We start from the raw sequence: 24,017 nt of genomic DNA, 5'->3' as shown, positions 1-24,017 counted from the left end.
GTGCCGGCCGAGCGCCGAGCACGGCGCACCGATCACCATTCGCCCTCACCACCCGCCCCTCACCACCCGCCCCTCACCGCTCGCGCAGCCACCCGCGCAACCGCCGCCCGACCGACCGCACGAAGGCGACCGGGTCGAAGGAGCCCGGTCGGTCCCGGGCGATCGGGTAGCAGGCGAGCCCGATCAGCGCCGCGCTGAGGTGGCCGATGCTGGTGTAGTCCCGGCTGTGATGGACGCCGTAGACGTACACGGCCAGCACCCCCACCAGGTACAGGTACCGCCAGGGCCGCACGATCAGGTAGGTGAGCACCCCGACCACCCCGGCGAGCGCGTAGCTCACGCCGTAGTCCAGCGTGTAGACGGCCTTCGGCGCGGCGATGCCGCGGTGGATCGCCCAGCCGAGGACGCCCTCGCTGAGGTACGTCGCGCCGACGTGCGCCAGCACCGCGACCGAGAGCCAGCGCAGTGTGCCCAGCCAGCGCTCGGCGGGCACGTGGAACAGGTTGTACAGCACGAAGTAGCCGAGCCAGCCGCCGCCGGCGATCCACAGCGCGCTGGTCGCCAGCACCCGGACCGGCGAGACCTGCAGATGGTGGAGGTTGGTGGAGCGCCGCTCCAGGATCCGGTCCGCGGTCACCGGGTCGACGTGCCGGATCACCTGGGTGGTGACCAGCAGGATCGCCAGCCAGATGTAGGTGCCGGGAGCGCGCCGGATGTACCGCCACACCGCCCGGGCCGCGCGCGCCCACCAGGGCCCCCGGCGCGCCTGCTGCACCCCGGTGGAGCTGCCGGTCATCGACGCCTCCTCGACGGTCCCCCTCACCCTCGCCCGGCCGGGCCCCCTCCCGCCGCCGCGACGGCCCGTTCGGGTGATCCCGCCCGAGGACCGCCCACAGACCGCCGCCCGCAGGCCGCCGCGCGCAGGCCGCCTGCGAGCCGCCTGCCGCCCGCTCGGGCTCCACGGGCCCCACGGGCTCTACTGGCCCCTGGCGTCATGGCCGTCACCGCCGTCACCCGTCCGAGAACCGTCGGCGGGCGGGCACCCCCGACTGCCGTAGGCTGGCTCTCCGGCTGCCCGTGGAGCCGCCGGCACCGGATACCGCACAGCAAGGGCGCCAGGCACGATGACGGACCGCCTCGGGACGACGAAACCGACCGACCCCGCCACCACCCCGCGAGCGACGTCCAGAACGGCCACCCTCCGCTCGACTGCCCGCAGAACCGCCCTCCGGCTGCGCCTCACCTCCGTCTACGTCGTCCTGCTGACCCTCACCGCCTCCTGGCTCGCCAACGAGAGCCATGCCGCGCGGGCCCGGTTCGTCCGGCACAACAGCAGCAATGTCCACCACATGGAGGTGGGCAAGTGGTGGACGCTGTTCACCAGCGGCCTTGTGGTCGACGGCGTCCCCGCGTGGGCCGGCATCGCGGCCGTCGCCGTCGCCCTGGGCCTGGCCGAGTGGCGCTGGGGCCCGGCCCGCGCGGGCGCGGTGTTCGTCCTCGGCCACCTCGGCGCCACCCTGGTCACCGAGGGGGCGATGTGGGTGATGCTGATCGCCCGCATCCCGGGCGCGCTCTCGCGCGCGAGGGACGTGGGGATCAGCTACGGGCTGGTCGCCACCGTCGGCTGCCTGCTCGCCCTGGGCCCGCGCGCGCTGCGCCGGTACGGCCTGCCGGCCCTGGCCCTCGCACTGGCCGGCGCCTGGGCGTCGGACCAGCAACTGGCCGACGCCGGACACCTGGTGGCCCTCGGCCTCGGCGTCCTCGCCGCCCGGACACCCTGGCTGCGCGCCCGGGCCTCCGCCGACACCGGTGGCCCCCGAGGTGAACCCGACCCGGGGCGCTGATCGTCCTTCCAAGTGGGCCGGGTACGATGCAGAACCGATCAACCGGCTGGCTGCCAGCTTCTGATGACAGTTGATCAGGCCAAACGGAGGGGACCCGATGCCCGAGTTCGACAACGCCACGAACACTACGGACGTGACCGACCCGGCGGGTTTCGTGGACCCGGTGATGCTGCAGACCCACCGCCCCCACCCGGCCCGGATCTACGACTACTGGCTGGGCGGCAAGGACAACTTCCCGCCGGACCGGGCGGCCGCCGAGCACGCGATCGCCGCCGCGCCCGACATCCCGCAGGCCGCCCGCGAGAACCGCGCCTTCCTGCGCCGGGCCGTCCGGCTCTGCGTCGAGGCCGGCGTCCGCCAGTTCATCGACATCGGCTCCGGCCTGCCCGCCCGGGGCAATGTGCACGAGGTGGCGCAGGAGCTGGCCCCGGACTCCCGGGTGGTCTACATCGACAACGACCCGATCGTGCTCGCCCACGGCCGGGCGCTGCTCGCGAGCAACGACTCCACCACCGTGCTGACCGGCGATCTGCGCGATCTCGACGAACTGCTCGACCGGCCCGCGCTGCGCGAGCTGATCGACCTCTCCCAGCCGGTCGCCGTCATGCTGGTGGCCGTCCTGCACTTCGTCGACGACGCCCAGGCCGCCGCAGCCGTCCAGGCGGTCCACCGTCGGCTCGCCCCGGGCAGTTTCCTGCTGCTCTCGCACAGCACCGCCGAGGGCAACCCGCAGCGGGCCGCCGAGGTCGTGAAGACCTGGGACGACACCGATTCGCGCATCCGGCTCCGCGACCGCTCCGAGGTGGAGGCCTTCCTCACGGGCTGGGAGCTGCTGGAACCGGGTGTGGACTTCGTCCCGCTCTGGCGCCCGGACGGCCCGACCGCGGGCTCCACCCGCTGGATGTACGCGGGCGTCGGCCGCAAGGCCTGACCTCGCACCCCCGCCACCACTGCAGGGCCGGACTCCCCTCGGGAGCCCGGCCCGTCGTTTTCTCTGCCACTCCCCGCAGCTCCCCGCCAGTCCCCGGCCCGCGCGGGCCCGACCGACCCGCGCGGCCCGACCGACCCGACAAACCCGTCAAGGCCGCCAAACACCCTCCCATCCAACGGAGTTGATGCCCGGAGCGGCCACCGGGAGCCAACCCCAGGGGCAGCCACCCCGACCGACGCGTCCGTATGCTCTTGCGGTACTCTGCAAATCTATGCCAGAGTGCGGGCATCGGATCAACCAGGCCGAATCCCCTCACACGTCGCTAAATCAGGAGCCCGCACCGCGGGTGGGTCAAGGGTGCATGCATGTCGAAGGTCTTGAGCAAGCTGCCGGTCGGTGAACGGATCGGCATCGCATTCTCGGGTGGGTTGGACACCTCCGTCGCGGTCGCGTGGATGCGCGAGCACGGTGCCGTCCCCTACGCCTACACGGCCGACATCGGCCAGTACGACGAGCCGAACCTCGCCGACGTCCCGGCCCGTGGCCGTGCCTACGGCGCCGAGCAGGCCCGCCTGATCGACTGCCGGGCCCCGCTGGTCGAGGAGGGCCTGGCCGCCCTGGCCTGCGGTGCCTTCCACATCCGCTCCGCCGGGCAGACCTACTTCAACACCACCCCGCTCGGCCGCGCCGTGACCGGCACGCTGCTGGTCCGGGCCATGCAGGAGGACGGCGTCTCCATCTGGGGCGACGGTTCCACCTACAAGGGCAACGACATCGAGCGGTTCTACCGCTACGGCCTGCTCGCCAACCCCAACCTGCGGATCTACAAGCCGTGGCTGGACCAGGACTTCGTCGACCAGCTCGGCGGCCGCAAGGAGATGTCCGAGTGGCTGGCCGAGCGCGACCTGCCCTACCGGGACTCCGCCGAGAAGGCCTACTCCACCGACGCCAACATCTGGGGCGCCACCCACGAGGCCAAGCGGCTGGAGTACCTGGACACCTCGATGGAGATCGTCGCCCCGATCATGGGCGTCGCCTTCTGGGACCCGTCCGTCGAGATCCAGACCGAGGACGTCACCGTCGACTTCGAGTTCGGCCGTCCGGTCCGGATCAACGGCCGTGAGTTCGACACCGCGGTGGAGCTGGTGCACGAGGCCAACCAGATCGGCGGCCGGCACGGTCTGGGCATGTCGGACCAGATCGAGAACCGGATCATCGAGGCCAAGAGCCGCGGCATCTACGAGGCCCCGGGCATGGCGCTGCTGCACATCGCCTACGAGCGCCTCCTGAACGCGATCCACAACGAGGACACCATCGCCACGTACCACACCCAGGGTCGGCGCCTCGGCCGCCTGATGTACGAGGGCCGCTGGTTCGACCCGCAAGCGCTGATGCTCCGCGACAGCCTGCAGAAGTGGGTCGGCCAGGCCGTCACCGGCAGCGTGACCCTGCGGCTGCGGCGTGGCCAGGACTACTCGGTGATCGACACCCAGGGTCCGAACTTCAGCTACCACCCGGAGAAGCTGTCGATGGAGCGCAGCGTCGACGCCGCCTTCGTCCCGGACGACCGGATCGGCCAGCTGACCATGCGCAACCTGGACATCGCCGACTCCCGCAGCAAGCTGGAGCAGTACGCGGGTCACGGCCAGCTGGCGCAGTGGAGCGGCCTGATCGGCGAGCTCGCCCCGGGCGGCGCGGCGCCGATCGCCGCCGGCACCGGCGACGAGAACCGGTCGACCCCGCTCGACCACGCGGCGATCGAGTCCGGCACCGACTGACCGGGCACCGACTGACCGGGCGCCGACTGACCGGTTACGCCCGGCCGGGTCACCGCCCAGCCGGGTCACCGGCCGGCCCGGTCCGTCGCGGGGGCCGTCGCACCACACCGGTGCGGCGGCCCCGGCCGTTCCCGCCGGACATAGCCCCGCCACCGGCTCGACCTCACCCGAACGGCCGTACCGGCCGTGCGCCCCGCCGCCGGCGGTAGCTGAATGGCGGACGGCGCCCGGCGACGGGAAGGCAGGTCCGCGGATGGGTGAGGCCGATGGGTGAGGCGATCGGTCCGATGCTGGTCTCGGCGGTGGCGGTCGGGCTCAGTCCGCTGCCGCTGATCGCCGTGCTGCTGATCCTCGCCTCACCGCGCGGTCGGGCCAACGGGTCGGCGTTCGCGGCCGGCTGGGTGCTCGGCCTGGCGGCGGTCGTGGCGCTCGTAGTGATGGTCGGCGGCGTGTTGGGCCCGGACGGCGGCAGACCGACGTGGTCGTCCTGGCTGAAGCTCGCCCTGGGCATCGCCCTGCTCGTCCTCGCGGCCCGGCAGTGGCGCGATCGCCCGCGGCCCGGGCACGTCACCGCGCCACCGACCTGGCTGCTGGGGATCGACCGGCTCACCCCGGCTCGGTCCGCCGCCCTCGCCGCGGCCCTGGTCTGGTCCCGCCCCACCACGCTGATCCCGGCCGTCGGTGGCGCCGCCTCGATCGCCGCCGCCCCCTCCGGTGCCGGCGCCAGGGCGGTGGCCGCCGCCCTGCTGGTACTGATCGGCTCGCTGGGCACCCTCGTCCCGCTCACCGTCCAGTTCCGCGGTGCCGACCGCTCGGTCCACGCCCTCGGCGAGTGGCGCGCCTGGATGGCGGCGCACCACGCGGCGATCATGACCGCCGTCCCGATCGTGCTCGGCGCCGACTACCTCGGCAGCGCCGTCTCCGGACTCAGCTGACCCGCACCCGCCGATCCGCCTGCCCCAGAGCACCCGCCCCGTCACCGGATCCGCCCGGTCACCGCACCCTGCCCACAGCCGCACCCGCCACGTCACCGCACCAAACCCACCGCCACACCCACCCCACCGCCACACCCACCCCATCACCGGATCCGCACCACCCCCCGCCCCCGCACCGCGCGCACGCCCAGCCGCCCCCCGTCCGCCGCCGGCGGTGCCGCCACGGCGCCCCGCAGGGTCAGCAGGATCTCGCCGTCGTAGCGCTCCGCCAGCAGTCGGGCCAGCTCGGCGGCGCAGCCCGGCCGGGCCTCCGGGGCGAGTTGCGGCAGCCGCCCCGGGTCGCTGAGGTCCTCGGCCTCGGCGGCCCAGCGGGCCGCGTCACGCCGTTCGCCCTCGGCGGCGTAGTGGACCGCCAGGCAGTGGACGGCCAGCTGGTCGCCGTACTGGGCGGCGATCCGCCACCAGAAGACCCCGTCCGCGGTGCGGCCCATGCCGTAGAGCAGGCAGCCGAGGGTCCGGAACGCGGCCTTCTCGGCGAGTTCGAGGTCCAGGGCCAGCTCCCCCGGTTCCACCGCGCCCGCCACCCCGGCGCACAGGTGGCGCAGGTCGCGCCGCAGTTCGGACCGCCCGGCGGTGCCGGGATGGTCCCAGGCCGCCGGGGCGTGCGGCGGCCGGGCGACGGCGGGCGGGCGGGCGGGTCGCTCGCGCCCGGTGGGGGCGGCCCGGCGGGCGGCGGCCAGCCGTTCGGCCAGCCGGCGGGTGAAGGCCGCCGGGTCGTGGTCACGGAACTCCTGGTCCAGCTCGGCGGCGTGGGCGCGCAGCAGCTCGGTGACCTTCATGTCGCCTGCCCGTCGTCCGGGTGCTCCAGCAGGTACTCCAGGTGCCGCCGCCCCAGGCTGTAGTACGTGCGGGCGGTGGTGTGCGCGATGCCGAGCGAGTGGCCGATGTCGTGGTAGGACAGGCCCCCCTGACGCAGCCGGACGACATCGGCCTGGACCGGCGCGGCGCGCGCGAGTTCCTCCATCGCCCAGTCCAGGGCGTCCAGTTCGGCGAGTTCCTCCAGCTCGTCCTGGCTGGTGTCGGGCCGGCGCTGGGCGATCACCCGCAGCCGTTTGCGTTCGGCACGCCGGCGCTCGCGCAGGACGTCGACCACCGCGTCCTTGACGATCTTGAAGGCGAAGGCCTGCGGGTCCTCGCTGGCCAGGGCCCGGCGCCAGTTCTTGTAGAGGGTGGTGCCGGCGTTCTGCACGGCGTCCTGGGCGTCCTCGCGGTGGCGCAGGCGCTGCTGGGCGTAGCGGAGGTAGCCGGTGTTCTCGCGGGTGAAGAACGCCTCGAAGTCGTTCGGCAGGTCGTCGAGCGGGTCCGCCCGCAGGCTCCGCTCCCCGCCCGGCCCGGGAGTGTTCACACGCGCCCCCTTCCTGAGTCAGCTGGCCGGCCCACCGGGGTGGCACGCCGACGGCCCCTTGGGGGGCTCGTGCTGTAACCGTTCGGGAGGCGCGGGTTGTCGACCGGATCGGGCGGACATTTGGGAACGTTTCCGTTCATTTTCGAACAGCGCCGCTGACCTGCTCGTTTGGGCACGCGGAACACCGCCCACCAGCCCGGACGTGACCCAGATCACACTCGACGCGGGCGTCGGCTTGACAAGCCGGCCGATGCCTTCGCCAGGGTCGACGCCAGCCCCCGCGACTCCCGCGCCACGACCGCGCCAGCCCCCAGGGGCTACGGCGCCGGCTCCACCTCCGCCGAGTCCAGCGCGACGGTCACCCGCTCCAGCAGGACCTGCAGCGCGGCCAGGTCCTCGACCGGCAGTCCGGTCGCCGTGAGCAGCCGGCGCGGCACCTGACCGGCCCGCTCGCGCAGCGCCGACCCCTCGGCGGTGAGGCTGACGGTGACCGACCGCTCGTCCTCGGGGCTGCGCTCACGGTGCACCAATCCGGCCGCCTCCAGCCGCTTGAGCAGCGGGGACAGGGTGCCGGAGTCGAGCCGCAGCCGCTCGCCGATCCGCTTGACGGGCAGTTCGCCGTCCTCCCAGAGCACCAGCATCACCAGGTACTGCGGGTAGGTGAGCCCGAGCTCCCGGAGCAGGACCCGGTAGACGCCACCGAAGGCGCGCGAGGCCGCGTTGAGCGAGAAGCAGATCTGCTGGTCGAGGCGGAGCAGTTCCTCGTCCGCCATGCCGGGGAGCGTGGTCATGACCCCATGGTACCGACCATGGCCGCACGATTCAGTTGTGCCCAATTAAATGGTGTGCTCTAATGATGGAGCGGTCACCGGCCGAGCCCTCCGCAAAGGGCCCGGCCACGGCTGACGCAGCACGACCCCCACATGCCTCCGCGCACCTCCACGCACCACGGACCGCGCATCACGAAGGGACCCACCATGGACGCGCTCTACACCGCCGCCGCCACCGCCAACGGCCGTGAGGGCCGCGCCGTCAGCTCCGACGGCCAGCTGGACCTCGCCCTCGCGATGCCGCCCGCGCTCGGCGGCAGCGGTCAGGGCACCAACCCCGAGCAGCTGTTCGCGGCCGGCTACGCCGCCTGCTTCGCCAGCGCCCTCGGCCTGGTCGGCCGGCAGGCCCGGGTGGACACCGGCGAGGCCTCGGTGACCGCCGAGGTCTCCATCGGCAAGGACGGCGCCGGCTTCGGCCTGTCCGTCGTGCTGCGGGTCGAGCTGCCCGAGTCGCTCGCGGGCGAGACCGGCGAGCTGCTGGTCAAGCAGGCCCACGAGGTCTGCCCGTACTCCCGCGCCACCCGGGGCAACATCTCGGTCGAGCTGATCGTCGAGTAGGTCCCCGTCAGGGTCCGTCCGGCGGATCCTGCCGTGCAGACCCCGATCCCCGCTCCGGCGGCCCCGGCAGCAGGGAGGCCCGCCGCACCCCGTGTGCGGCGGGCCTCACCCGTTCCCCCGCCCCTCCATCCCCGGATCCCCCCGGTCAGCCGCCGCCGGGACCGTCCGGACCGCCCGCCCCACTCGGGCCACCCGGACCGTCCTGCCCGCCCGGCGAGCGCAAGGTCTCCAACCGGTGCCGGTACTCCTCCGCGTCGATCTCGCCCCGCGCGAACCGATCCGCGAGCACCTGCTCCGGGGTCGGGCCGTGCGACCCCCACCCGTGCGGCCCGCCACCCGCCACCCCGGCGGCGCCCGGTCCGTACGGGATCGGCTGCCGCGAGCGGGAGACGTACCGGAACAGGGCGACGGCCAGGAGCACCAGCACCACCAGGACGAGCAGCGAGATGATCGCCATCACGGCGATGCCCCAGCCGCCCGGTCCGTGGCCGGGCCCGTAGCCGTGCCAATGCCAGTGCCTCATCAGGTCCTCCTCCTCCGGCCCAGCGGGCCCGCCGAGGTGAGCGGCGCCGTGGCGACCCACTCGCCACGAGGCCCGAGCTGCCGCGCCGCCCGGGGGTGACCAGCGCCTTACCACCATCGTGCGCCCGCACCCGGTCAAAGCGCCGTGAAGAAAGCCTGAGAAAACGTTCCTGCCGAAGCGGCCCCGCCCACCGGAGTAGCGTTTCCGCCCATGAACCACCACCCGCCCGACGGCCACCGCTCCCCCGAGCAGTTCGTCGCGGCCGGCCTGCTCCGCCGCCACACCGACCACCGGCCCCACCCCGCGCTCCGCCACACCCCGATCGCCTACCTCTCCACCGCGCTCTGGAGCGAGCTCGCCGCCCTCGCCATCGCCCCCAGCGCCGCCGAGGCCACCGTCACCGCCCTGCTGCGCGAACTCGCCGACCAGGCCGTGGACGCCGCGCTGGCCCCCGGCAACGAGCGCGCCCCGCGCGACGACCTGTACGTCACCGACCCCGCGCACATCGGCCCGCACCGCCGGGCGGTCTGGTTCCAGCGCTCCGGCCCGGGCGGCCCGATCACCGCCGCGTTCGCGCCCTAGGGTCTGCCCGGCACACCCCCCGCGAAATGGCGTTGGACCGACGGCCGGGCCGTCGGCCAGACTGCCCCCGTGCTCCCCCGACGCTTCGTGACCCTCGACCAGGACGGCCCGCCCGACGGCCGCCCCGGACTGCTGGTGTGGTCCAACTCGGACTGAGCCCGGACCGAAAGCGCAATGTCGAACCGAACGGACCGAACGGACCGGACGCGGAGCGACAGCGGACCGACAGCGGCGACCCCGCCCCGCCGGGTCAGCGCTCGACCGTCAGGCTCTGGCACACCCAGCTCAGCCGGTCCGGCCCGTCGAACGCCGGCCGGTCGTGGTACGTCCCGTCCGCCACCGAGAGGTTGACGATCAGATAGGCGTGCCAGCCGGTCCCGACCCCGTGCAGGTCCGCGTAGACCAGCTCGTCCTCGACGTACCAGTCCACCGAGTGAGCGCCGAGCGCCACCCGCAGGCTGACGCTCGCGCCGGGGGCGACCCCGACGCCGCCGCCGTGCCAGTACCGGAAGCCGCCGCGGACGTGGTTGGAGATCTCCAGGAGGTCCGGGTTGTCCGGGTGGTACTCGAAGACGTCCACCTCGTTGCCGCCGTCCCGCCAGGTCCAGATCGCCGGCCAGGCACCCAGCCCGGTGGGCAGCGTGACCTGGGCCGACAGCACGTCCCCGGTGCGGACCTGGAAGGCCTCCGGACTGCCCTCGGTGGTCAGCAGGTTGCAGGTCCAGAGGCCGCCGGTGCGCCGCCGGACCGCGCTGAACACCCCGCCCGGGCAGTACTCGTGGCTCAGGTAGTCGAGCTTGTGGTCGCTCCGGTTGGTCGGCCCCATCCGGGGGTACGCGCTGCTACGCCCGGCGATCCACTGCCTGGTCGAAGTGAAGTCCGCGTCGAACACGACTGCCACGGCCGCCTCCCCAAAGCTCCGGCGCCCCGGCAGTCCGAACCGCCAGGCACACAGGGTGAGTTACCCGATACGCTCCGCAGTATGCGAACCGGGCCGACACGACCACGACAATCCTGAGCCGACGCCGGATCCGACACCCGACACCTGACACCCGACGCCGACACAACGCCGACACCGGATCCGACGCCGACACCGGACCGTGAGCCGACCGGCGACCGGCGACCGGCGACCGGCGACCGCTCAGCCGACCGAGGCCGTGGCACCCCCGGCCCGGAGCCGGTCGGTCACCGAGACCACCCCGTCCACCGAGCGGCACAGGTTCAGCACGATCGGCACCAGGTGCGCCTCGGGCACGGTGCCGCTGAGCACGACCCGGCCCTGGTCGACCTCCACCCCGATCTCCGCCGGGCTCACCCCGTCGATCCGGCCGAGCACCTCCTCGACGATCTCCCGCCGGATCACCCGGTCCTCGCGCAGGAACACCCGCAGCAGGTCCCCGCGGCTCACCATGCCGACGACCCGCCCCTCCTCGTCCAGCACCGGCAGCCGCTTCAGCCCGTGCCGGCTCATCAGCCGGGCCGCCGCGACCACGCTGCTGTCGGGCGTGGTGCAGACCGGCTGGGCCGTCATCAGGTCCGCCGCCGTGATCTCGCCGCCCTGCCCGGCCCGCGCCGACTCGGGCGGGGGCAGCAGACTGCCGAGGTCCTCCTGTGCGGCCAGGGTGCGCAGCAGGTCCGCCTCCGACACCAGTCCGAGCGGCCGCCCGTCCGGGTCCACCACCGGTACCCCGGTGATGTCGTACTCGGTCAGCAGCGCGACGATCTCCCGGAATCCGGTCTCGGGCGCGATCCGGACCACGGGGCTGGTCATCACAGTTTCGACGGTGGCATGCGGCACGCCGGTTCACCTCGTCCAACGATGTTGGTCCGACCGGATGCGGATCGTCCCGGCCGGTACCGGCAGCATGGCGCCCGGCCGCGCGGATCGCCAGGGGCCAAGGGGCCGAATGGGTGAGACCAAGGGCCCTGACCTGCGAACATCCCTCCGACGAACGACTTCGGCGGGCACTCGCACCACCGCGCTCCGGAGCAGCGGTACGGAGCACCGGTACGGAGCGGGGACGCGGACCGCCCGCCGCTGCCGCACCGGCTTCCACCCCGGACGGCGCAACCATCACATGATCGACTCGTTGGACCGTCCACCACGACAGCACGCACGGCACCGGGAGGGCTCGTTGGCAGGACGGACGGCGGGGAAGCCACCGGCGGGCCGGGGTGCGTGGGCGCGCCCGGTGGCGGAGGCCGAGGCCGCGCTGGTGCACCACTACCGCAGGCTGGTGCGGCTCGCCTACCTCGCCCTGCCGGCCGACCGGGACCGGCACAGCCGGGTGCTCGCCGCCCATGCCGCCGTCCAGCGCGCCCTGCCCTTCCGCTGGACCCGCCACCCCGATCCCCCGGCGGCCGACCCCACAGCCGCCCGGCCCGCCCCGACCGAGCCCGCAACCACCGAGCCCACCACCGACCCGGTGTACGCGGCCCTGCGCCGCCGGGTGCTGCACGCCGCAGTGCGGCCCCGGCCCGGCGCCCGGCTGCTGGCGCCCCGGGTCTGGGGCCTGCGGCTGTTCACCCCGCACGGCGGCGAGCGGGACGCCGCGCTGGACCACGCGCTCGGCGCACTCGACGCCCCGGCCCGGGCCGCGTTCGCGCTCCTGGCGGTGGAGGAGCTGACCGGGCCGCAGGCGGTGGAGGTGCTGCGGGAGGCCGGCGTGGCCCGGCCGGAGGAGGCGGTCGCGGCCGCCGCCGAGGTCCCGGCCGGGCCGGAGGCCGAACCGCCCGCCTTCGACCCGTGCGCCGTCCGGGTGCAGCCCACCGACCTGCTGCGCCGCCGCCGTACGCTCACCGCCGCGCTGGTGGTCGGGGTGCTCGGGCTGACCACGACGGCGGCGGTGCTGGGCGGCGGTTCCACTCCGGCGGGCAGCACCGTGGCGCCGGACGGCGGCCGGCCCGGCCCGACCGACCCGGCCCGGCTGGTCCGGGTGGCGCCGGACGCCTGGCAGCACACCGCGCGGGTCGACTTCACCGCCTGGCCCGCGCGCGGCGACCGGCGCGAGGACGGCGCCCTGCTCGGCCGCGCCCTGGCCGCCTGGGCGCAACCGGGCCCGCGGACCCATGCCGAGCCGGGCACCGACACCGCCCCGCCCGGCACCCCACCGCAGTTGCTGTTCGCCGGGACGGTGGACGGCACGGGCGTGGCGGTGCTGTACGACGGCCGCCGGATCGCCCGGTTCGCCGACGGGCCCGGCGGCGGGCTGGACCTCGCCCGGGCCGACGCCTCGGATCCGACCACGGCGGGCGCGGTGGTGCTGAGCCGTCAGGGCACCGCCCTGCGCTACCTGCTGGCGCCCTGGGTGGACACCGCCGAGACCCGCCGGATCGACCAGCCCGACGCCGCCGCCCGCCCGCTGGACCACCCCGGCGGGGTCACCGCGGCCGCGCCGGGCGGCGGCCCGGCGGACTGCCGCGGCGCCACCGTGCTCCAACTGCACTCCTCCCCGGTGATCGCCGAGAAGCACGCCTTCCTGCTGGCCGACGTCGGCGGCCTCCTCCCGGCGCACCTGAGCTACACCCCGCCGCCGGACCGCGGCCAGCCCGCCCGCGAGCCGCGCGAGGTGGTCGCCCCCGAGGCGTTGCAGGCCTGGGCCCGGGCCGGCTGCGCGGTGCCGGACGGCACACCGGGCGTCAAGCAGCTCAACCTGTGGGCGTTCGCGGTGCAGTCGCTGCCGCAGAACGGGGGCTCGGCCGCCTGGTTCTGCCTGCGCGCCGACCGCTGGACGGGCGAGGGCAGCGCGGCCACCGCCGTACTGCTGCCGACCGCCCGGGGGCCCCAGCGCACCGGCGGCGGCCCGGGCCGCTCGTGCAGCCACTTCGAGCAGGACACCGTGGCCTGGACGTGGTGGCACTCCCCGCAGGGCGCGGACTACCTGCTCGCGGCGGGCAGTCAGCGGGTCACCCGGCTGTCCGTCAAGGGCTCGGACTGGTCCGCCGACCGCCCCGCCCCGGACCGCACCCTGGCGATCGAGCGGCCCGCTCGGGGGGTCGTCCAGGTCGAGGCCGTGCTCGACAACGGCAACCGGATCAGCCCGCCGCACTGACCTCATCGCCCGCCAGGAGCGCCGCGTAGTCCGGCAGTTCGACGCTGGAGACCTGCTTGCCGAGCTCCAGCATCCGGTCCAGCACCCACCGCCGGTTGAGCAGCCCGTTGCGCAGCCGCAGTCCGGCCCCGGTGCGCGGTGCCAGGAAGGGGCCGGTGCGGTCGCCGCCCTTCTGGCAGCCCCGGGCGTAGCCGCGCAGCAGCCGCTCGTACCGGGTGAAGGCGGCCCGGTGGTCGCCGCGGGCCAGCGCCAGCTCACCGGCGAGGACGTAGGCGGCCACCACGGCCGTGCCGGTGCCCATCCCGCCGATGGTGGCGCCGCAGGCGGCGTCGCCGAGCAGGGCGATCCGGCCGGTGGACCAGCTGGGGACGTCGGCGCGGCTGATCGAGTCGAAGTACAGCTCGGGCGCGGCGTCCAGGCTCCGGAGCAGCTGCGGAACGAGCCAGCCGAGGCCGGCGAAGGCGTCCCGGACCAGCGCCTTCTGCTGCCCGGTGTCATGGCGGTCGTAGCGCAGTTCGGGCGAGGCGAAGAGGCAGAAGGCCCCCGCCCGGGCCGGGTCGCGCGGGTCGGCGCCGACGGACATCAGCCGGCCGGGGACGTTCAGGCCGGCTCCGCCCTCCGGCAGGCCGCCGTCGTTCGGCAGCTGCCAGGTGGCGGCGTAGTAGCCGAGGTGGCGGACGAACCGCTGCTCGGGGCCGAAGGCCAGCCGCCGCACGGTGGAGTGCAGCCCGTCGGCGCCGATCACCAGGTCGAACTCGCGCGGTGCGCCGTGTCGGAAGGCGACCCGTACTCCGCCGGCCGTCTCCTCCAGGGATTCGACGGTGTCGCCGAAGACGTACTCGGCACGGGGGGCGCTGTGCCGGTAGAGCACCTGGGCCAGTTCTCCGCGCGGGATCTCCAGCTCGCCGCCCGCGAACTCGGCGGGCAGGTGCAGCAGTCGGCGGCCGCGCCGGTCCACGAAGGTGATCGGGCTGCCGCCGGTGTCGAGGGCGCGCAGTTCGTCCAGCACGCCCATCCGCTCCAGCACGGTGCGGTGGGTGCGCCCCCGGAAGTCGACGTTCTGCCCACCGCCGCGCAGTGCGGGCGCGAGTTCGACCACGGTGACCTCGAAGCCGTACCGGCCCAGCCAGTGCGCCAGTGCGGGGCCGGCGATGCTCGCGCCCGAGACCAGCACCCTGGTGCGGGTGCGCGCGGAAGCGCTCATGGGAACCACTCCGTCCGAGGATCGTAAACTGTGTCCGACGGACACTGTTTGTTGCTGTGTACGGTAGACACAGTTGGCGGGCACGGGCAACCCCCGGGACGGGAGCGGATGATGGGCGAGACGGCGAACGACACGGTGCGACTGCTCTGGGAGCAGCCCGCCCGGCCGACCCGCGGGCCCAAGCCGGCCCTCAGCCTGGAGCGGATCGCCGCCGCCGGCGTCGAGGTGGCGGACGCGGAGGGGCTGGGCGCGGTCTCCATGCAGAAGGTCGCCGGGGTGCTCGACTTCACCAAGATGTCGCTCTACCGGTACGTCCCCGGCAAGGCCGAACTCCTCGCACTGATGGTCGAGTCGGCCCTCGGCGAGCCCACCACGGCTACGGACGGACCCGGCTGGCGGGAGCAACTCACCGCCTGGGCACACCAGTTGTCCGCCGCCTTCGCCCGCCACCCCTGGTTGCTGGACGCCACCCTCGGCCCCCGGGTGCCCGGCCCGAGGGAACTCGCCTGGCTGGAGCGGGTGGTGGCCGCCCTCGACGGCCACGGGCTGAGCGGCGCCGAACGGATGGACGCCGCCGTGCTGCTCTCCGGGCACGTGCGCAGCATCGCCGAACAGGCCCGCGCGGTCGGCCCGGACGGCTCCCCCGAGGCCGAACTCCTCGCCGCTCTCGGCACCGTGGTGCACCGGCACGCCGACCGCTACCCCGCCGTGGCCGCCGCGATGGCCGAACCGGACGGGCGCGACCAGGCCCTGGACTTCGGCCTGGCCCGCATCCTGGACGGCCTGGCCGCCCTGATCGACCGCCGCACCGGCCCGGAGCGCCCGGCGTAGCCACCCGAAAGCCCGTTGAACCGTCAGCCCGTTGCCCCGTTGACCCGTTGACCCGTCAGCCCGACAGCCCGTTGACCATTGACCCGTCGAGCCGCGCCCACCCGGACCGGCTACCATCCGCTCCCATGGCGATGTTCGTGCACCTGACGTCCACGGCGAACACGCCGCGCATCCGCCGCGCCGGGATCCGGGCCGACAGCCGAGGCCAGGGCGGGGTGCGCGGGGTGTACTGCTTCCCCGTGCTGCCCTCGTACACCCTCACCCACCAGTGGCTGCGCGAGCTGGCCCGGTTCGGCCCGAAGGGTTCGCTGGCCGCCGTGCACGTCCGGCTGGACGACGCCCAGCAGGTGCTGGTCGGGCACTACCGGGACCGCGCCAAGGAGGCCCAGCGGTGGCTGACCGCCGCCGAGGCGGTCGCCCGGATCGCCGCCCTGCCGGACCCGCGCGGCTGGGAGGTCGTCGTACCGCGCGCGGTGGACGCCCGCGAGGTGCACCGGGTCCGCGCGGTGCCGCAGGTCGCGGGCTGGCGCTACCTCCCGGGTGCCCACGGCACCCGGCCGTGCACCTGCTTCGGCTGCCGGATCCGCGGCGAGTACGGCGGCCGGCGGCTGCGCGAGCGCCATCCGCACCCACTGGACGGCCCGCCGCCGCCCGTGCCCGTGCTGCTCGCCCGGATCGAGGCGGCGGGCGACCCCGGCGACCCGGACGCACTGCGCTCCGCCCTGCACTGGTTCGGCCTGCGCCGCCGCGGCCCGGTGGAGCGCCTCGCCCGGCTGGCCGCCCACCCCGACCCGGGCGTCCGCCAGGAGCTGGTCCGGGCGGTCCAGGGCTGGTCCACACCGGGCGTCACCGAACTGCTGGACGGCCTCGCCGAGGATCCGGACCCGGACGTCCGCGAGGCCGTCGCGGACGTCCGGGAGCTCTGACCCCGCCGGGCAGCCCGGCTCAGGAGAAGCGCTCGAGCTGCCAGGAGTTCTTCTCCGGGCTCGGCACGGCGGAGTGCGGCGCCCCTCCCCCGACGTGCCCGTTCGGCCGAACCGGGTGATCATGGGACGAACCGTGTCTTCGGCGATTCGGCGCACCGGCACCCTCCGGCCGCGCCGGGAAGGTGGACCGCGATGTTCCAGCTCCTCTGGATTCTGCTCATCGGCTTCGTGCTCGGCGTCCTCGCCAAGCTGATCCTGCGCGGGCCGCAGTCGATCCCGTGGTGGCTGACCATGCTGCTCGGCGCCGCCGGGGCCTGGCTGGGCAACGCCGTCTCCGGCTGGATCGGTGTCCGCCACACCTCCGGCATCGACTGGATCCGTCACATCCTCCAACTCGGCTTCGCCGTGGCCCTGGTGGCCATCGTCGCACCGGCCTGGAGCAAGAACCGCAACCCCCGCTGATCACACCCCCTGCTCCCGGGTGGTCCGACCCTGGGTCCGGACCACCCGGGACGGAGCAGCTAGCCCACGTGCACCGCGGGCCGGCGCGCCCGGTCGTGTTCGGCCTCGCGGAGCACCTCGCGGGTGACCGGCGCGATCTCGCCCTGCCCGAACAGGAAGAACCGCAGGAACTGGGCGAAGGGGTTGCCCTCGGTCCACTCGAAGTAGATGTGCGGCTGCTGCCCGGTGAGGTCGCGCACCCGCAGCAGCAGCGCGGCCAGCGCGTTGGGCACGCTGGAGCTCTGCAGCGAGAGCACCCGGTAGCGCTCGTGCAGCACCTCGCCGCGCACTGTCAGTTCGGCCTCGAAGTCGGACGGGTCGAGCACGGTGACCTCGACGAAGACCAGGTCGTCCTCCGCCGGGATGTCGTTGTCCCTGCGGATCTGATGGATCTTGTCCCGGTACTCGGCGATGTCCCGGCTGTTGGGCTCGTTGGCGATCAGGCGCAGCGGTCGGTGGGTGTAGTCCCGGACGAAGCGCTCCGCGACCTCGTCCAGGACCACGTCGGTGACGCGCAGTTCGAAGGCGCGCTTGAGCCGGGAGAGGAAGGAGACCAGCATGATGCCCGCGATGAAGCAGGCGCCGATCTTGACGCCGTCCGGCCGTTCGGCGATGTTCACGGCGGTGGTGTAGAGGAACACGGCGGCGATCACCGCGAAGGTGATGGTCCAGCGCCGTTCCCCGGCCTTGCGGGCGGCGATGGTGACGGCGACCGCGGCGGAGCTGATCAGCACCAGCACACCGGTCGCGTACGCGCCGCCCTGGGCGTCGACGTTGGCGTCGAACAGCCAGGTGACCAGGAAGGCGATCAGGGTCAGCACGATCACCGTCGGCCGCACCGCCCGGGCCCAGTGCGGGGCCATGCCGTAGCGGGGCAGGTAGCGGGGCATCAGGTTGAGCAGTCCCGCCATGGCGGAGGCCCCTGCGAACCAGAGGATGGCGATGGTCGACAGGTCGTAGACGCTGCCGAAGGCGCTGCCCAGGTTCTCGTGGGCGAGGTAGGCGAGGGCGCGGCCGTTGGCCGGGCCGCCGGTCTTGAACGCGTCCTTGGGGATCAGCAGGGTCGTGATGAGGCTGGTGGCGATCAGGAAGACGCTCATGATCACGGCGGCGGTGGTGAGCAGGTGGCGGGCGCCGCGGATGCGGCCGGTGGGCTTCTCCTCGGTGTCGTCCGGGTCGCCCTCGATGTGGGGCATCACGGCGACGCCGGTCTCGAAGCCGGAGAGGCCCAGCGCGAGTTTGGGGAAGACGATCAGCGCCACGCCGATCATCGCGAACGCGTTGCCGTGCTCGGCGGTGAGCCCGTCCGTCCAGTCGCCGAACACATGGGGTTCCTTGAGGACGTGCCAGATGCCGTTGGCCACCACGACCACGTTGAGCGTGAGGTAGACCGCGACCAGGCCGACGGCCAGGCCGATGGCCTCGCTGAAGCCCTTCAGGAACACGGCGCCGAGCAGCGCCACGAGGATGAGGGTGAGCATCACCTGCTTGCCGGACAGGGCGCTGTGCAGGTGCGGGTTCTCGATCAGGTGGGCGGTCGCGTCGGCGGCCGACAGGGTGATGGTGATCATGAAGTCGGTGGCGGCGAAGCCGAGCAGGGTCAGCACGAAGAGCTTGCCCTGCCAGAACGACAGCAGCCGCTCCAGCATGGCGATCGAGCCCTGGCCGTGCGGGCTCTCGATGGCCACCCGCCGGTAGACCGGCAGCGCGCCGCACAGCGTGACCAGCACCAGGACGACCGTGGCGATCGGCGACAGCAGACCGGCCGCGAGGGCGGCGATGCCGGGCTGGTAGCCGAGCGTCGAGAAGTAGTCGAGGCCGGTCAGGCACATGACCCGCCACCAGTGCGCGCCCTTCTCGGCGGGCGCCTCGGCGTGCGGGCCGGGGTGCTGCTTCGCCATGTCCGAGAGGCCTTCGAGCAGCCACGCCCGGAACCTGGCGCCGCGCGTGGACGAAGCCGAAGGGGCTGCTCCCGGTGCGGCCGAACCCGACGAGACCACGTACACCCCTGTCCATGACTTCGGCCGGCCGCCGCACGGTTCCGGACCCCCAAGGCCGCCGGACGGCGGGCCTGGTCAGGCTAGGGGACCGGGCCGGGGCGGTCCGGCAGCCTCGCGGGCCAACACGCCGGGATGCGCCCGTCCGGCCCTCCGGGGTGGCGCCGGCCGCCCGACGGTGGTCGGCGGCCCCGGCGCGGCGGTGTACCCGCCCCACCCGTAAGGGGTATAGATGTCCGCGCGCATTGACTCACCAGGTTGACGCGCCCATGGGATCGGCGGCGGACGGCAGGGAGACAGCGGTGGCGGAACCGAGTCGGCGGGGGATCCTGGGCCTGGGCCTGATGGCGGCCGCCGTCACCTCCTGCGGCGCCCAGCAACCGGGCGCCGCCCAGCACCCCACGCCGGACCCCCAGGGCGCCCCCGGCTCGGCCGCACCCACCGCCGCCCAGCACGCCGGGCCGAAGGGCGACCCGCCGAACGAGCAGTCCCTACCCGGCAACCCGGACTGGGAGATCACCGACCCCGGCCGGGCCGGCGCCGTCGAGGGCTTCGCCGACCGGGTCAGCGTGCTGCCCGGCGAGTCCTTCGGCCTGCACGTCTCCACCCCCGCCGCCTCCTTCACCGTCTCCGCCTACCGGATGGGCTGGTACGGCGGCGCCCGGGCCCGGCTGGTCTGGCGCCGCGAGCACGTCCCCGGCGCCGGGCAGGCCGCCCCGCACGTGGACCAGGTCACCCGCACCGTGCTGACCGGCTGGCAGCGCACCCTCGCCGTGGACACCACCGGCTGGCCCGAGGGCGCCTACCTGCTGCGCCTGGACGCCGAGGACGGCTCCGGCCGCAGCTACGTCCCGCTCACCGTCCGCTCCGCGAGCACCGCCGGGAAGACCGTGGTGATGAGCGCCCCGGCGACCTGGCAGGCCTACAACGAGTGGGGTGGCTACAGCCTCTACAACGGCCCGACCGGCGGCCTGGCCACCCGTTCGCTGCGGGTCGTCTTCGACCGGCCGTACGACTACGACCACGGCGCCGGGCTGTTCCTGGTCTACGAGGCACCGCTGATCGCCCTGGCCGAGCGACTCGGGCTGCCGCTCGCCTACACCACCGGGATCGACGTGGCCCGCGAACCGGGGCTGCTGCGCGGCGCGAGCGCCGTCCTCTCGCTCGGCCACGACGAGTACTGGTCCCCCGAGCAGCGCGCCAACGTGGTGGCGGCCCGGGACGCCGGGACGAACCTGGCGATCCTCGGCGCCAACTGCTGCTTCCGGCGGATCCGCTTCGAGCCCACCGCGCTCGGACCGGACCGCACGGTGGTCTGCTACAAGGCCGCCTGGGCGCAGGACCCCGGCTACCAGGCGGGCTCCCCGGCGACCACGGACTTCCGGGCCGGCCCCGGCGCCGACCCGGAGAGCTCGATGCTCGGCGTGATCTACGACGGCTACCCGGTGGACGCCCCGTACGTGGTCACCTCGCCGGGGCACTGGGCCTTCGAGGGCACCGGCGTGGCGGCCGGGGCCTCCTTCCCGCACCTGGTCGGCGTCGAGTACGACCGGGTCGACACCGGCTTCCCCACCCCGCGCCCGATCGAGGTGATCGCCCACTCCCCGGTGGTCTGCGAGGGCCGGCGCTCCCACTCCGACACCGCCTACTACACCGTGCCCAGCGGCGCCGGGGTCTTCGCCAGCGGGACGATGCGCTGGGTGGAGGCCCTGGACGCGCGCGGCCCCGGCGGCGGCAAGGCCGACCACGGCATCGACTCCCACGCCGGGGACGTGGTCCGCAAGGTCACCGAGAACGTCCTGCGCGCCTTCGCCGCCGGTCCGGCCGCACGCACCCACCCCGCCCAGGACAACCTGGCCGCCGTCTACGGCACGGCCTAGCGGTCCATCGCGGTCCCTCGCGGTCCATCGCGGTCGAACCGGCCTTCCCGGCCCCGGCCGAGCCCTGCCCCGTCCGCCCCGGGGCCGGAAGGGCCCGTTGATCCGGCTACACTCGCACGGTCTAACAGCAGCGCAGGTCGTCACAGGACAACCGACCGGTGTGGCCCTGGTGCCGGCCGGCGAGGGCACGAGGGAAACAGAACATGGTCGAGGCCTCCCCGAAGGTCGTTGTCGTCGTCCCCACGTACAACGAGCGGGAGAACCTTCCGGTCCTCGCCGGGCTCCTCGCGGACCTCGCGGTGCCCGAGCTGCACCTGCTGGTGGTCGACGACAACTCCCCCGACGGCACCGGCGAGATCGCCGACAAGCTCGCCGCCGACTCCGGGGGCACCGTCGGTGTGCTGCACCGCACCGAGAAGGACGGCCTCGGCCGCGCCTACCTGGCCGGCATGGCCCGGGCCCTGGACGAGGGCGCCGACGTGGTGATCCAGATGGACGCCGACCTCTCGCACCCGGCCTCGGCGATACCCGCGATGGTCGCCACCCTGCTGGCCGAGCAGGACACCGCCGTGGTGCTCGGCTCCCGCTACGTGCCCGGCGGGTCGACCGCCGAGGAGTGGCCGTGGCACCGCAAGGCGCTCTCCACCTGGGCCAACTTCTACGTCAACGCCATTCTCGGCCTGGGCGTCCGGGACGCCACCGCGGGCTTCAAGGCCTGGCGGGCGAGCGCCCTGCGGGCCATCGACCTGCCGACCGTGCAGAGCAACGGCTACTCGTTCCAGGTCGAGATGAACTACCGGGTGGTCCAGCGCGGGCTGACCATCCGCGAGGTGCCGATCCGCTTCGAGGAGCGGATCGAGGGCGCCTCCAAGATGAGCATCGGGGTGCAGATGGAGTCCGCCCTCGCCCCCTGGAAGCTGCGCTTCAACCGCGAGTAGCCACGCAAGAGCGGGTCTGGACGAGTAGTCCCTGCGGCAACGGGCTGTGTGAGCCGCTGTCGCGGGGAAAGAAGGGCGTCATGGCCCTTCTCCCGGAGTCCCTGCCGACGCTGGTCCGCCGCGCCGCCCGAGACCCGTTCGCCGTCCAGACGCTGCGCGCCACCGTGGCCGCCACCCTGTCGTACGCGGTGGCCACCCGGCTCAGCAGCGAGCCCGCACCGCTGACCGCGCCGCTCACCGCGCTGCTGGTGGTGCAGGTCACCGTCTACTCGACGCTCAAGACCAGCGTCCGCCGGGTCGTCTCGGTGGTGGTCGGGGTGCTGATCGCGATCGGCTTCAGCGCCGTGGTCGGGCTCTCCTGGTGGAGCCTGGGGCTGATCATCCTGGCCTCGCTGGTGATCGGGCGGTTCGTCCGGGTCGAGGAGTTCGTCCAGGAGGTCGCGATCAGCGCGATGCTGATCCTGGGCGTCTCCAAACTGACCTCCCAGGCCTGGGACCGGGTGCTGGAGACCCTGATCGGCGCGGCCGTCGGCCTGCTGTTCAACCTGCTGTTCGCCCCACCGGTCTGGGTGGACACCGCCGGGGAGTCGATCGAGGACCTCGCCCGGCGGGCCCGTCAGCTGCTGCTCGACATCTCCGAGCAGCTGGGCCGGCCGACCCCGGTCGCGCGGGCCGCCGAGCGGCTGCACGAGGCCCGCCGGCTGGACCAGGCGATCGCGGACGTGGACGCGGCGCTGCGCCAGGCCGAGGACAGCCTGCGGTTCAACCCCCGGATCAGCGAGGGGCTGCTCTCCCGGCTGGTGCTGCGCACCGGGTTGGACACCCTGGAGATCTGCGTGGTGGTGATCCGGGTGCTGGCCCGCTCGCTGACCGACCTGGCCAAGCGGCGCGGGCCCGAGGAGCGGCTGTTCCCGCCGGAGGTCGCGGTCGTGCTGGAGGAGCTGCTGGCGCACGTCGGCGGGGCGATGGTCAGCTTCGCCGTGCTGGTCACCACCCAGGTGAGCCGCAACGCCGAGGAGGCCGAGGAGCGGCTGACCGCCGAGCTGGCGGCGGCCTGGACCTGCCGGGAGAACGTCGCCGAGGTGCTGCTGCGCAAGGTCCAGGAGCATCCGGAGGCCTGGCAGCTGCACGGCTCGATGCTGGCCGAGGTCGACCGGATCCTGGACGAGCTGGACCTCGAGCACCGCAGCCGGCGACTGATGGAGGAGCTGGACCGGGCCTCGCTGGCGAGCCGGGAGCGGTTCTCCCCGCTGGCCCGGCTGCGCCGCGCGGTGCGGGAGCGGCAGCGGGACGAACGGGAGCGCCCGGCGGCGGGGGCCGGGCGCTGAGCCTCGCCGTCAGGAGGTCAGGGCATCAGCCAGGGCTGCTGCGGCAGCGGGTGGCCGGTCTCCAGGTAGGTCTTGAGGTTGGACAGCACAGCCGACCAGCCCCGTTCGGCGTCCGCCCGCTCGGTCTCGTCGGCGAGGTTCTCGTGGGTGACGGTGAGCCGGGTCAGGTCCTGCCAGTGCCGGAGGTCGAAGGTGACCCTCGAGGGCCCGCCGGGGCGCCGCCCCTCCGGCCCCGCCCAGGTGGTGACCAGCCGGTGCGGGCGGTCGGACACCTCGACGGTGCCGATCACGTCGGCGATCCCGGAGTCGTCGGCGCGCTGGTGCTCCCAGGGCGCGCCGGGCAGCCAGGTGGAGACGTTGCGGTGGCCCCAGTAGAGGCCGGACTCGTCGGCGTTGGTGAGCGCGTGCCAGACCCGCTCCGGGGTGGCGCGCAGGTAGACGATGCCGCGGTGGCTGAAGGCGGTCACCGGCTCAGCCCCTGGCCGCGTCGAGCAGCGGCTGGATCTCGATCTTGCCCATCCGCAGCATGACCGCCATCACGCGGTCGGCCTTGGCCCGGTCCTCGTCGCCGACCAGGTCGAGCAGGACGCGCGGGGTGATCTGCCAGGACAGGCCGTAGCGGTCCTTGAGCCAGCCGCACGGGCCCTCCTGTCCGCCGTCGGCGGTGAGCTTGGCCCAGAGTTCGTCGACCTCCCGCTGGTCGTCGCACTCGACCTGGAGCGAGATCGCCTCGGTGAAGTGGAACTCGGGGCCGCCGTTGAGCGCCGTGTAGGGCCGGCCGGCGAGTTCGAACTCGACGGTCATCACCGAGCCGGCCTGGACGGGGGCGCCCTCGCCGTAGTGGGTGACCCTGGTGATCCGGGAGTCGGGGAACAGCGAGGTGTAGAAGGCGGCGGCCGCTTCGGCCTGGTCGTCGAACCAGAGGAAGGTGGTGATCTTCTGCATGCGCCCGACGGTAACGGCGGGCCCGCGTG

Annotated in this window: 24 protein-coding genes; 13 read left to right on the top strand and 11 right to left on the bottom strand. The window is 74.0% G+C overall.

The features are described from left to right. Positions 1 to 73 precede the first annotated feature (73 nt). Complete coding sequence (locus ACZ47G_RS15530) at positions 74 to 796, bottom strand: rhomboid-like protein (RefSeq protein WP_465742798.1); 723 nt, start codon at positions 794 to 796, stop codon at positions 74 to 76. Positions 797 to 1,124: 328 nt separating this feature from the next. Between ACZ47G_RS15530 and ACZ47G_RS15525 the strand changes: the two genes are divergently transcribed. From ACZ47G_RS15525 to ACZ47G_RS15510, 4 genes are all read left to right on the top strand, one after another. Beyond that, complete coding sequence (locus ACZ47G_RS15525) at positions 1,125 to 1,844, top strand: rhomboid-like protein (RefSeq protein ID WP_465742796.1); 720 nt, start codon at positions 1,125 to 1,127, stop codon at positions 1,842 to 1,844. Between the two features lie 97 nt (positions 1,845 to 1,941). Further along, positions 1,942 to 2,775: an SAM-dependent methyltransferase gene (locus ACZ47G_RS15520; protein WP_465742794.1), complete on the top strand. Its 834-nt coding sequence runs from the start codon at positions 1,942 to 1,944 to the stop codon at positions 2,773 to 2,775. A 365-nt stretch (positions 2,776 to 3,140) separates the two neighbouring features. Continuing rightward, positions 3,141 to 4,553, top strand: a complete 1,413-nt coding sequence (gene argG, locus ACZ47G_RS15515) for an argininosuccinate synthase (protein ID WP_465742792.1) — start codon at positions 3,141 to 3,143, stop codon at positions 4,551 to 4,553. Positions 4,554 to 4,819: 266 nt separating this feature from the next. After that, the gene (locus ACZ47G_RS15510) at positions 4,820 to 5,488 is read left to right on the top strand and encodes a GAP family protein (protein WP_465742790.1); all 669 of its coding nucleotides are present in this window, start codon (positions 4,820 to 4,822) and stop codon (positions 5,486 to 5,488) included. 143 nt (positions 5,489 to 5,631) lie between these two features. On the opposite strand, the gene ACZ47G_RS15505 is transcribed toward ACZ47G_RS15510, so the two are convergent. The 3 genes from ACZ47G_RS15505 to ACZ47G_RS15495 all read right to left on the bottom strand — a co-directional run bounded on the left by ACZ47G_RS15505 (position 5,632) and on the right by ACZ47G_RS15495 (position 7,684). Further along, the gene (locus tag ACZ47G_RS15505) at positions 5,632 to 6,327 is read right to left on the bottom strand and encodes a hypothetical protein (protein WP_465742788.1); all 696 of its coding nucleotides are present in this window, start codon (positions 6,325 to 6,327) and stop codon (positions 5,632 to 5,634) included. Further along, complete coding sequence (locus ACZ47G_RS15500; protein ID WP_465742786.1) at positions 6,324 to 6,893, bottom strand: RNA polymerase sigma factor; 570 nt, start codon at positions 6,891 to 6,893, stop codon at positions 6,324 to 6,326. Before ACZ47G_RS15500 ends, ACZ47G_RS15505 begins: the two co-directional genes overlap by 4 nt. Before the next feature lie 317 nt (positions 6,894 to 7,210). Then, entirely contained in the window at positions 7,211 to 7,684 is a 474-nt protein-coding gene (locus ACZ47G_RS15495) for a MarR family winged helix-turn-helix transcriptional regulator (RefSeq protein WP_465742784.1), read from the bottom strand. A 186-nt stretch (positions 7,685 to 7,870) separates the two neighbouring features. On the opposite strand from ACZ47G_RS15495, the gene ACZ47G_RS15490 reads away from it, so the two are divergent. Then, positions 7,871 to 8,281: an organic hydroperoxide resistance protein gene (locus ACZ47G_RS15490; protein WP_380452391.1), complete on the top strand. Its 411-nt coding sequence runs from the start codon at positions 7,871 to 7,873 to the stop codon at positions 8,279 to 8,281. Between the two features lie 145 nt (positions 8,282 to 8,426). Here the strand turns inward: ACZ47G_RS15490 and ACZ47G_RS15485 are convergent, their stop codons facing one another. Continuing rightward, on the bottom strand, positions 8,427 to 8,804 hold the full coding sequence (locus ACZ47G_RS15485; protein WP_465742782.1) for an SHOCT domain-containing protein: 378 nt from the start codon (positions 8,802 to 8,804) through the stop codon (positions 8,427 to 8,429). A gap of 210 nt (positions 8,805 to 9,014) precedes the next feature. On the opposite strand from ACZ47G_RS15485, the gene ACZ47G_RS15480 reads away from it, so the two are divergent. Continuing rightward, entirely contained in the window at positions 9,015 to 9,386 is a 372-nt protein-coding gene (locus ACZ47G_RS15480; RefSeq protein ID WP_465742780.1) for a hypothetical protein, read from the top strand. 250 nt (positions 9,387 to 9,636) lie between these two features. Here the strand turns inward: ACZ47G_RS15480 and ACZ47G_RS15475 are convergent, their stop codons facing one another. Both ACZ47G_RS15475 and ACZ47G_RS15470 read right to left on the bottom strand, forming a co-directional pair. After that, complete coding sequence (locus ACZ47G_RS15475; RefSeq protein ID WP_465742778.1) at positions 9,637 to 10,287, bottom strand: LamG domain-containing protein; 651 nt, start codon at positions 10,285 to 10,287, stop codon at positions 9,637 to 9,639. Between the two features lie 240 nt (positions 10,288 to 10,527). Then, positions 10,528 to 11,157, bottom strand: coding sequence for a CBS domain-containing protein (locus ACZ47G_RS15470; RefSeq protein ID WP_380452381.1), 630 nt, complete (start codon positions 11,155 to 11,157; stop codon positions 10,528 to 10,530). Positions 11,158 to 11,578: 421 nt separating this feature from the next. On the opposite strand from ACZ47G_RS15470, the gene ACZ47G_RS15465 reads away from it, so the two are divergent. Further along, positions 11,579 to 13,438: a hypothetical protein gene (locus ACZ47G_RS15465; RefSeq protein ID WP_465742776.1), complete on the top strand. Its 1,860-nt coding sequence runs from the start codon at positions 11,579 to 11,581 to the stop codon at positions 13,436 to 13,438. On the opposite strand, the gene ACZ47G_RS15460 is transcribed toward ACZ47G_RS15465, so the two are convergent. Next, on the bottom strand, positions 13,422 to 14,642 hold the full coding sequence (locus ACZ47G_RS15460) for an FAD-dependent monooxygenase (protein ID WP_465742774.1): 1,221 nt from the start codon (positions 14,640 to 14,642) through the stop codon (positions 13,422 to 13,424). The two genes, ACZ47G_RS15465 and ACZ47G_RS15460, sit on opposite strands and share 17 nt — an antisense overlap. 111 nt (positions 14,643 to 14,753) lie before the next feature. Between ACZ47G_RS15460 and ACZ47G_RS15455 the strand changes: the two genes are divergently transcribed. The 3 genes from ACZ47G_RS15455 to ACZ47G_RS15445 all read left to right on the top strand — a co-directional run bounded on the left by ACZ47G_RS15455 (position 14,754) and on the right by ACZ47G_RS15445 (position 16,861). Next, entirely contained in the window at positions 14,754 to 15,473 is a 720-nt protein-coding gene (locus ACZ47G_RS15455; protein ID WP_465742772.1) for a TetR/AcrR family transcriptional regulator, read from the top strand. A gap of 125 nt (positions 15,474 to 15,598) precedes the next feature. Further along, complete coding sequence (locus ACZ47G_RS15450; protein ID WP_465742770.1) at positions 15,599 to 16,399, top strand: HEAT repeat domain-containing protein; 801 nt, start codon at positions 15,599 to 15,601, stop codon at positions 16,397 to 16,399. 192 nt (positions 16,400 to 16,591) lie between these two features. After that, complete coding sequence (locus tag ACZ47G_RS15445; protein ID WP_465742768.1) at positions 16,592 to 16,861, top strand: GlsB/YeaQ/YmgE family stress response membrane protein; 270 nt, start codon at positions 16,592 to 16,594, stop codon at positions 16,859 to 16,861. Between the two features lie 59 nt (positions 16,862 to 16,920). Here the strand turns inward: ACZ47G_RS15445 and ACZ47G_RS15440 are convergent, their stop codons facing one another. Then, positions 16,921 to 18,801: an APC family permease gene (locus ACZ47G_RS15440; RefSeq protein WP_465742766.1), complete on the bottom strand. Its 1,881-nt coding sequence runs from the start codon at positions 18,799 to 18,801 to the stop codon at positions 16,921 to 16,923. Positions 18,802 to 19,199: 398 nt separating this feature from the next. Here ACZ47G_RS15440 and ACZ47G_RS15435 point away from each other — a divergent pair, with 398 nt between their 5' ends. From ACZ47G_RS15435 to ACZ47G_RS15425, 3 genes are all read left to right on the top strand, one after another. Beyond that, positions 19,200 to 20,777, top strand: coding sequence for a N,N-dimethylformamidase beta subunit family domain-containing protein (locus ACZ47G_RS15435; RefSeq protein ID WP_465742764.1), 1,578 nt, complete (start codon positions 19,200 to 19,202; stop codon positions 20,775 to 20,777). A 203-nt stretch (positions 20,778 to 20,980) separates the two neighbouring features. After that, positions 20,981 to 21,715 (top strand): polyprenol monophosphomannose synthase, encoded by a 735-nt coding sequence (locus ACZ47G_RS15430; RefSeq protein WP_465742762.1) that lies wholly within the window; start codon positions 20,981 to 20,983, stop codon positions 21,713 to 21,715. An 80-nt stretch (positions 21,716 to 21,795) separates the two neighbouring features. Further along, positions 21,796 to 23,043, top strand: coding sequence for an FUSC family protein (locus ACZ47G_RS15425; protein WP_465742760.1), 1,248 nt, complete (start codon positions 21,796 to 21,798; stop codon positions 23,041 to 23,043). Between the two features lie 17 nt (positions 23,044 to 23,060). On the opposite strand, the gene ACZ47G_RS15420 is transcribed toward ACZ47G_RS15425, so the two are convergent. Together ACZ47G_RS15420 and ACZ47G_RS15415 are read right to left on the bottom strand one after the other, a co-directional pair. Beyond that, positions 23,061 to 23,510: an SRPBCC family protein gene (locus tag ACZ47G_RS15420; RefSeq protein WP_465742758.1), complete on the bottom strand. Its 450-nt coding sequence runs from the start codon at positions 23,508 to 23,510 to the stop codon at positions 23,061 to 23,063. A 4-nt stretch (positions 23,511 to 23,514) separates the two neighbouring features. Further along, complete coding sequence (locus tag ACZ47G_RS15415; protein ID WP_380452361.1) at positions 23,515 to 23,988, bottom strand: VOC family protein; 474 nt, start codon at positions 23,986 to 23,988, stop codon at positions 23,515 to 23,517. Positions 23,989 to 24,017: the final 29 nt, after the last annotated feature.

The organism is Kitasatospora sp. NPDC030952 (genome assembly GCF_055571335.1).
This window is presented reverse-complemented; position numbering and strand designations above follow the sequence as displayed.